The 8,260-nt window shown below is 60.7% G+C and carries 5 protein-coding genes and 1 tRNA gene; 5 read left to right on the forward strand and 1 reads right to left on the reverse strand.

What is annotated here, in order from left to right:
- The first annotated feature begins 119 nt into the window (after positions 1–119).
- The 3 genes from HMPREF2999_RS02720 to HMPREF2999_RS02730 all read left to right on the forward strand — a co-directional run bounded on the left by HMPREF2999_RS02720 (position 120) and on the right by HMPREF2999_RS02730 (position 1,571).
- Positions 120–506 (forward strand): hypothetical protein, encoded by a 387-nt coding sequence (locus tag HMPREF2999_RS02720; RefSeq protein ID WP_049347079.1) that lies wholly within the window; start codon positions 120–122, stop codon positions 504–506.
- A gap of 250 nt (positions 507–756) precedes the next feature.
- A tRNA-Tyr gene (locus HMPREF2999_RS02725) sits at positions 757–838 on the forward strand.
- Positions 839–1,193: 355 nt separating this feature from the next.
- On the forward strand, positions 1,194–1,571 hold the full coding sequence (locus HMPREF2999_RS02730; RefSeq protein ID WP_070675965.1) for a thioredoxin family protein: 378 nt from the start codon (positions 1,194–1,196) through the stop codon (positions 1,569–1,571).
- Between the two features lie 90 nt (positions 1,572–1,661).
- Here HMPREF2999_RS02730 and HMPREF2999_RS02735 read toward each other — a convergent pair whose 3' ends face one another.
- Positions 1,662–2,939, reverse strand: a complete 1,278-nt coding sequence (locus HMPREF2999_RS02735) for a DNA-3-methyladenine glycosylase family protein (protein ID WP_070675964.1) — start codon at positions 2,937–2,939, stop codon at positions 1,662–1,664.
- Positions 2,940–3,171: 232 nt separating this feature from the next.
- On the opposite strand from HMPREF2999_RS02735, the gene HMPREF2999_RS02740 reads away from it, so the two are divergent.
- Both HMPREF2999_RS02740 and HMPREF2999_RS02745 read left to right on the forward strand, forming a co-directional pair.
- Entirely contained in the window at positions 3,172–5,019 is a 1,848-nt protein-coding gene (locus HMPREF2999_RS02740; protein WP_070675963.1) for a DUF2079 domain-containing protein, read from the forward strand.
- 648 nt (positions 5,020–5,667) lie between these two features.
- Complete coding sequence (locus tag HMPREF2999_RS02745; protein ID WP_070697705.1) at positions 5,668–7,902, forward strand: DEAD/DEAH box helicase; 2,235 nt, start codon at positions 5,668–5,670, stop codon at positions 7,900–7,902.
- Positions 7,903–8,260 lie beyond the last annotated feature (358 nt).

Raw genomic sequence — 8,260 nt, forward strand, 5'->3', positions numbered from 1 at the left:
GTGCCGGGGCACCGGTTAGTACTAGCCTACCGGGTTGGGGGCTCTTGTTCACAGCTAACTATCAGAAATACGAGCCTGTTTTACAGGCGTTACTAACCTTAAAAGAGGACAATAGAAATATGACCACTCCTAACCTGTCCACGACGGACCTGCGCACGAGCGAGGAAGCTCGCGACCTGCAAACCCTCCTTTTCATCGACCTGCATACCTCTCTGGGTGCTGAGCCCGAGGGTATTCCTGAGGCGGAGCGTCTCAACGAATCTGACCACCACGAGATTCATCTTGATTTGCATGAGGAAGATGCTGAGCCTTCTCCCTTTGATGGTATCGGTATCACTCTGACGGAGCCTTCGCTGGTGGCGCGTTTCCGTGGCGTTCGCCGTGACCTGGAGCGTGAGATTGCTGGCGACATGTGCACTGTGGAGCAGGCGCGCCGCTATCTGGAGCACCTGGAGATTGTGCTTCTGCTTGAGCAGGATGGCGATACTCCGTCCCGCTCCTTCTAAAGCTACTGTAGGCATCGGCTTTATTTACGGCTTTATTCATGAGGTGAGAGCGCGGGTGCTGCGATAGATATGCGCGATAGATATGGATGCGCGGTGAGCGTGCACCGACGCTCTGATGTGACGAAAAGACGATAAATATAACCAGATATATAACCTTCGTCACAAAACCCTGCGTGAAGTGTACAAGTCCCCAAAACTGCTGTAGAGTAGTCTCTGTTCGCTTGAGCGAGCAACTAGCACCTAGCTAGGCGGCAGGTTACCCGAGCGGCCAAAGGGGGCTGACTGTAAATCAGCTGGCACTGCCTACGGGGGTTCGAATCCCTCACCTGCCACAAATAGCCCGGTTACGAAAGTAACCGGGCTTTTGTGTATCTAAAACCAGTTTCAAGGTGGCTCCCGCAGCGGCCTTCCGTGGTTGCGCCCGTATTTTCCCGATGTCCGCGAGGGGCTTTCTTGCGGGAGGGGAGGGAGAGCTCACTCGGGGGGGGGGGGCTTCGGTTGCCGAGTCGGGCGCCTCCAGCAGCAGATGCAGGGGCGTTCGTCAGGATGTTCGCGACACACCCGTGAACCGGCTGAAACAGCCGCGAAAAGTATTTACTATGACCGTAATTTGTCATATCTTTCACAATGTTTGAATCCCAGGGCGAACAATTAGCGATTGGGGTCTTGAGGGTGTAGCTTTATCTCATGGCTACTATTGAAATTACTCAGCAGAACCTGACTGCTACCGTCGAGAGCAATGACATCGTCTTCCTGGACTTCTGGGCAGATTGGTGCGGTCCCTGCAAGCAGTTCTCCCCCGTCTACGAGACGGCTTCGGAGAAGCACACCGACATCGTTTTCGGCAAGGTCGACACCGAGGACCAGGGCCAGCTCGCTCAGGCAGCAGGCATCACCTCCATCCCCACCATCATGGGCTTCCGTGGCGGTATCCTGGTTTACCAGCAGGCTGGCGCACTGCGCGAAGACCAGCTGGAGACCGTGATCGGTTCGATCCGCGAGCTTGACATGGACAAGGTCCGTGCAGAAATCGCAGCAGCAGAGGGCTCTGCAGAGAAGAAGTAAGCTCACCACCACAAAAGAGCTTGAACGGGGCGCACCCGCCGGCATAGTCGGCAGGGGCGCCCCGTCCCCTTTTAACTTCGTGAGGGAGCGTTAGCGGCCGCGGTGATCTTCAATGCTCATGCGTGCCCCGTAGCGCTGCTTCGAAAAGCCTGAAGCGTGCATGAGCCGCACCAGGCGCTGCCGATGGGGGCTGTAGGGTGCCAGCAGAGCGAGCATTCCCGCATCATCGGTGCGCTGACCGGTGAACAGCTCACCGACTGCGTGCGCCAGATGGTAGTCGCCCACGCTGATGGCGTCAGGGTGCCCGCATACACGCTGCAGAGCCTCTGAAATACTCCACGGGCCCACGCCGCGTACAGTGTGTAGGCTCCGCGCCAGTAGCGCGACGTCGCCCTCTGCCGCAATGTTTTTCAGAGACTCGGCGGAACGAGCGTAAGCGTACACGGTATCGTAGCGGCTTTTATCAACGCCCGCCCGATGCCAATCCCAGGTAGGAATCGTCGCCAGGGTCCGGGCGCTTGGGTAGACGCGCATGCCTTCGGGCTGATGCCCCAACCCGGTCGAAGGGGCGGGGGAGCCGTACTTTCGCAGAACCCAGCCCAGGGTTCTGAACGCTTCGGTCTGGGTGATGCGCTGCTCCACAATGGCGTTGAGCATCTGCCGGTCCAGCTGCCCCGAGGCGCTGAGGCGGAGCCCCGGATTCTGCCGCCACGCCTGCTGAACGCGCGGCGGAAGAGACTCAAAAGAAGGCAGAGAGCCGAATTGCTCGGCAGGGTCATGCAAACCCAGCCAGTACGTCATTTCCTGCGCCAGCGCCTGAAGATCGGCTCGCGCCTGCATCTGCTGATCCGTAGCACTATAAGAAACCCAGATGCGAATATGCACCGGGCGCATCAGCACACGATGCAGGGAGGGAAGAGACTCGGGAAGCTCGGCTGGCTGCGCCAAATGTTCGGCATACAGCACCGCCGGGAACTCGTGAAACGGCGTGCGAGCCGTCACCCAGATTCGCTCGGCACCATCCGCGCGGCTCAGCGCACGATACGAAAGATCCTGAGCGCCGCGGCGCAACGACCCCAAAGTCTGCGCCAACTGCACCGGAACATGCGGCTCAATCACAACCTCGCACGCCTCGGGAGCCAGGGCACCGGGAAGGGGCGAAGCGGCGGGGGATAGAGTACGAACCTGAACGCGCGGCTGGCTAAGAATGGTAGGCTCCTGAAGAACATCCGCAAGCGCCGGCGCATAGGGCACACCAGCTGCCGCCAAAGGATGCCGGATGCGCCGTGCACCCGCTACCGGGCGGCTACCGGGAGTTACACCATCAGGGGTCGCGCCGCCGGGGGTTGAGGAAGGAATCGTACTCACCCCACCAGTCTATTCCCTCATCGACGACGCCCCACCAATCTGTGCCCCCAGCTAAAGCACCAGAAATACTCGGCAGGGCAGGCACACCGCTAATGCGATACCCTAAAAGGTAGAGCGAAAGTGAACGCAAACTCCGCCACCGGCACGACACAGGCTATGCGTTCCGCCCGTTCACAAGGGCGCCCACGCCCGGACACGCACCCCGGACATACACCCCGAGAGAAGGACGCCTATGGCAGCGGAAGCACAAGAAGCATCCTCGACGATTAACGCACCTGAAACGACGAGCGGCACCGCTACAGGCGCACGCCGCCAGCGTACCCAGAAAAAGCCGCGTCAGTCCTTCACCGAGCGCGTCAAGAGCATCCGACCCCTTGAACTTCTGCCCGGTCTGCTGCTTGCCGCCGCCGTCATGGCGCTGTACACCTACTACTCGCTTCAGCAGATGAAGCACTGGGTGACCCCCTCCTGGGACCTGGCGATTTTCACCCAGATGGCGCAGGCGTACTCGCACTTCTCCGTGCCCATCGTGCCGATTAAGGGGCCCGACTTTAACCTCTGGGGTGACCACTTCCACCCGATTCTGGTGCTTCTGGGACCCATCTACGCGCTGTTCCCCTCGCCGACCACGCTACTGGTCGTGCAGAACGCCCTGGTCGCCTTCGCAAGCTTTGCCATTGTGCGCTTCACTCAGCGTGCCTTCGCGCTCGCCCAGAAAGCTGAGCTTGCTACGACCGGTACCGCTGAATCCGCTCAGAACGCCAATCTCGTAAAGTACCGGGGCGTCATCCCGACCATTACCGGTCTGCTCCTCGGCGCCGGATTCGCCCTCAGCTTCGGCGTTCAGCAGGCTATCGCCGCCCAATTCCACGAAGTAGCCTTCGCCGTGCCGCTGCTGGCCATGAGCCTCGGCTACCTGGTGCTCGCCTCGCGAGTGAGCGGCACCGAACGTGCCCGCTACCTCGCATACGCCTGCTGGTGGTCCCTGCCCATTGCCTTCGTCAAAGAAGATATGGGTATTACTGTCGCAGTCATCGGCCTCATCATCTTTATCCGCACCGGCTGGCTGAGCACCGCTGTTGACATTCTGATGCCGCGCCTCTCCGCTGGTACCCCCGCCCCCATGCGCACCCGCATGCAGCAGCTCTACTCCTCGTGGGCACGTACCCCCGCCGTCGCAGAATCCACCATGGTCATGATGTGGGGTGTGTTCTGGTCGGTCGTCGCCGTCTACGTGATCCTGCCCTACTTCAATAGCGGTGGAAACTTCGATTACGCCGACAAAGTGAACTTCTCCGCAGCCCTGGGCGACCCCTTCGGCTCAGCGCTGCAGATGCTTAGCAATAACACCAAGCTGGCAACCCTCGGCCTGCTGCTCATTACCGGAGCGGTCCTCTGGGCGATTTCTCCGCTCGCGGCAATTGCCCTGCCAACCCTCGCCTGGCGTCTGCTCTCCACCATGGAATCCTACTGGGCAAGCACCTGGCACTACTCGCTCGTGCTCATGCCCGTCGTCTTCCTCGCCTTGCTGGATGCCGTCGTGCGTGTACGCTACGGCGTGGTTCCCGCAGCGATTCCGGTACGCTCGGCTGCGCGCGCGGCTGATAGTGCCTCCGCTGAGGAACCTCAGGTCGATACCGACCCCGGCCGCCTCAGCGCCCTGGCACGCCGCATACCCGTATGGGCTCTGCCCGCCGTGGCGCTCTTCCTTGCGGTATCCCCAATCTTCGTGGCAGGCTCCCAGCAGCCCCTCGCATCCCTGGGTAACGCGCAGTTCACTGCCTCCGCGCTGACCACCACTGACCAGATGAAGCAGGACGCCGTGCAGAAGGTACCCGAAGGGGTGACGGTCGCCTCTGACCTGTCGATTCTGACTCAGCTGATTCCCGGCCGCACCGTCTACTGGATTGGTCACACCGGTGAGCCCGCACCCGACTACGTGGTCATCGACCGCAGGAGCAACTCCTGGGGCGGCAACCCGCCGGCCAACACCGCACAGTACGCGGCCGACCGCTACGGCCATTCCTACGCTAAGTACGCGACCGTTGGCACGATTGATATTGTGCGCCGCGTAGACTAGCCCCTCGGTTCAGCGTCTCAATGAGCGCCCACCCCGCAAACGCTGGGGTGGGCGCTCGCATTTAAGAGATGAGGTTTTAAGCACCTTTTTATAGCCCAAGTGGGGACCCTGCTGTACACTGGGTAGAACACGGGAACCCCCGATGAAGGTCTTGTGCGCACCCGGCACCCAAGGTGGTGCTGGAATTGTAGGTGCGCCGTACTCACCATCACCGATTGATACGCCCCATAAACTTACGGTTTACACCGTACACGCGGGCTTCTCTTAACGATCTCTGGTCCAGCGTCTTTGCTGCGTCTGCTGTAACAGACACACCACCGCCGTGTAAGCGGGAAGGCGAACCACCAGGAATACGTGACATTGCATGTGAGCATTACCCACCCTGTACACCCCTGATTCACAGGGACTACTGTGCGCCAAGTGCAGAGTACGAACAGGCGTGCGGATAATGTGCCGAGAAATTCAAGACCACCCCCAGCAAAAGCCGCTACCCGCAGCATCCGCAGAACACCTCTGCAGAATGCGCCGGTAACGGAGGACCCCTGGACGTTCTACTCCCCAGGGGATGATGTGTGGCTGGGCCGTGAAGGGGACACCCGGTAAGCGCCGAAAAGCGTGCGCTTCCACCCCTACCGTATAGAGGAAAAATTGACTGAGAATACTGCTACCCCGGCCGAACTGAACGCCGAGGCAGAGACCGTTGTGACCACTGAGAACATCACCGAGAACACCGTTGAGAGCCCTGCTGTAGAAGCAGAAGAAACCACCGCAGAAGCTACTGCAGAAGCACCTGCCGAAGAAACCGCTGCAGAAGAAACCGCCGAGAAGGCTGAAGAAGAAGGCGTACGCTTCACCGACCTGGGCCTGGACGCTCGCGTCCTGGCTGCTCTGGAAGAGGTCGGCTACGAGAAGCCGTCCCCCATTCAGGAACAGACCATCCCGCTGCTGCTGGAAGGCCACGACGTGGTCGGTCTGGCACAGACCGGTACCGGTAAGACCGCAGCATTCGCCCTGCCGGCACTGTCCCGCATGGTTGAACTTGCTGACGTCAACGGCATCTCCCGCGACACCCAGGTTCTGGTCCTGGCACCCACCCGCGAGCTGGCTCTGCAGGTTGCAGAAGCCTTCTCCTCCTACGCAACCCACATGGAGGACTTCACCGTCCTGCCCATCTATGGTGGCTCCCCCTACGGCCCGCAGCTGGCTGGCCTGCGCCGCGGTGCGCAGGTCGTCGTCGGTACCCCCGGCCGCGTGATCGACCACCTGGAAAAGGGCTCCCTGGACCTGTCCAACCTGCAGTATCTGGTACTGGACGAAGCAGACGAAATGCTGCGCATGGGCTTCGCCGAAGACGTGGAAAAGATCCTCGAAGGCACCCCCGACAGCAAGCAGGTTGCGCTCTTCTCCGCAACCATGCCCAACTCGATCCGCAAGATTGCTCAGCAGTACCTGAACGACCCCAGCGAAGTTCGCGTCAAGGCTAAGACCACCACCAGCGCAAATATCTCCCAGCGCTACATGCAGGTCATGCACTCCCACAAGCTGGACGCAATGACCCGCGTGCTCGAGGTCGAAAACTACGACGGCATCATCGTCTTCGTGCGCACCAAGAAGGAAACCGAGGAAGTCGCCGACAAGCTGAAGGCACGCGGTTTCGCGGCAGCAGCGATTAACGGTGACATCCCCCAGCAGCTGCGTGAGCGCACCGTTGACGCCCTGCGTGATGGCCGTATCGACATCCTCGTGGCAACCGACGTGGCGGCACGCGGCCTGGACGTTGAGCGCATCTCCCTGGTCGTCAACTACGACATCCCCCACGACACCGAGTCCTACGTGCACCGCATCGGTCGTACCGGCCGTGCAGGTCGCGAAGGTGCCGCAATCCTCTTCGTCACCCCGCGTGAGAAGTACATGCTGCGTCAGATCGAGAAGGCAACCCGCCAGAAGGTCGAGCCGATGCACATGCCCACCGCAGAGGCAGTGAACGAGACCCGTAAGCAGCGCTTCGCACAGCAGATTACCGAGACCATCGAGTCTGAGGACCTGAGCTTCTTCCGCCAGATTATCGAGGACTACGAGAACGAGCACGACACCACCGCTGAGGACATTGCGGCTGCACTGGCTGTTATCGCCCAGCAGGGTCGCCCGTTCTTCCTGGATGAGGAAGAGGACATCGCGCGCAACTCCCGCCCCTTCTCCGACGACGATTCGGACCGCGGCGGCCGCAAGGCAAAGCGCGCGCACAACGACGAGGGCATGGTCAACTACAAGTTGAACGTTGGCCGTTCCTCCCGTGTGACCGCAGGCGCTATCGTGGGTGCGCTGGCTAACGAGGGTGGCATTAAGGGCTCCCAGATTGGCTCCATCGACATTCGCCAGCACTTCACCATTGTTGGCCTGCCTGAGGACCTGCCCCGCGACTTCTTCGATCGCCTGCGCGACACTAAGATCGCTGGCGAGTTCATCAACATCCGCAAGGATAACGGTCCCAAGGGCGGCGGCGGTGGCCGCGGCTTCGGTGGTGGCCGTCGTGAAGGTGGCTACCGTGGCAACCGTGACGGTGGCCGCGACTTTGGCGGTCGTGATAACCGCCGTGAGGGTGGCTACCGCGGTAACCGTGAGGGTGGCCGTGATTTCGGCGGTGACCGCGACTTCAAGCGTGGCGGCCGCGATTTCGGTGGCAAGCGCAATGACCGTGACTTCGGCGGTCGCGACTTCGGTGGTCGTGATAACCGCCGTGAGGGTGGCTACCGTGGCAACCGTGACGGTGGCCGCGACTTCGGCGGTCGCGACTTCGGTGGCCGTGATAACCGTCGTGATGGCGGCTACCGCGGTAACCGTGACGGCGGTCGTGATTTCGGTGGCCGCGGCAAGCGCTACTAAGATTTCGGCTAAGCCTGGATTAGCGGTATGAGGGGCTTGCTGAGGCTATCGGCTAGCAGCCTTGTCATCCGCATGTGATTCAAAGACCGGCAGGGGAGTGATGAGCTCTCCTGCCGGTCTTTTGTATTTGTGTGTTGATGTGTTTGCATCAGCTGTTGCGGCGGCGCCTGGTCATTGCTGGGGGCTCCTGATCATTACTGGGGCTCCTGGTCAAGGCTGGGTTCTCATGCGGCAGTGCGGAGAACAGGAAAACGTTAAATGTGGTGCATGCCATAGCTTCTCCGCTTGCGAGCATTCTTGAAGACCTGTATAGTTTTACCTGTTGCCCCGATAGCTCAGTGGTAGAGCGCCATCTTGG

The organism is Rothia sp. HMSC066H02 (assembly GCF_001814995.1).
Classification (GTDB): Bacteria; Actinomycetota; Actinomycetes; order Actinomycetales; family Micrococcaceae; genus Rothia; species Rothia mucilaginosa.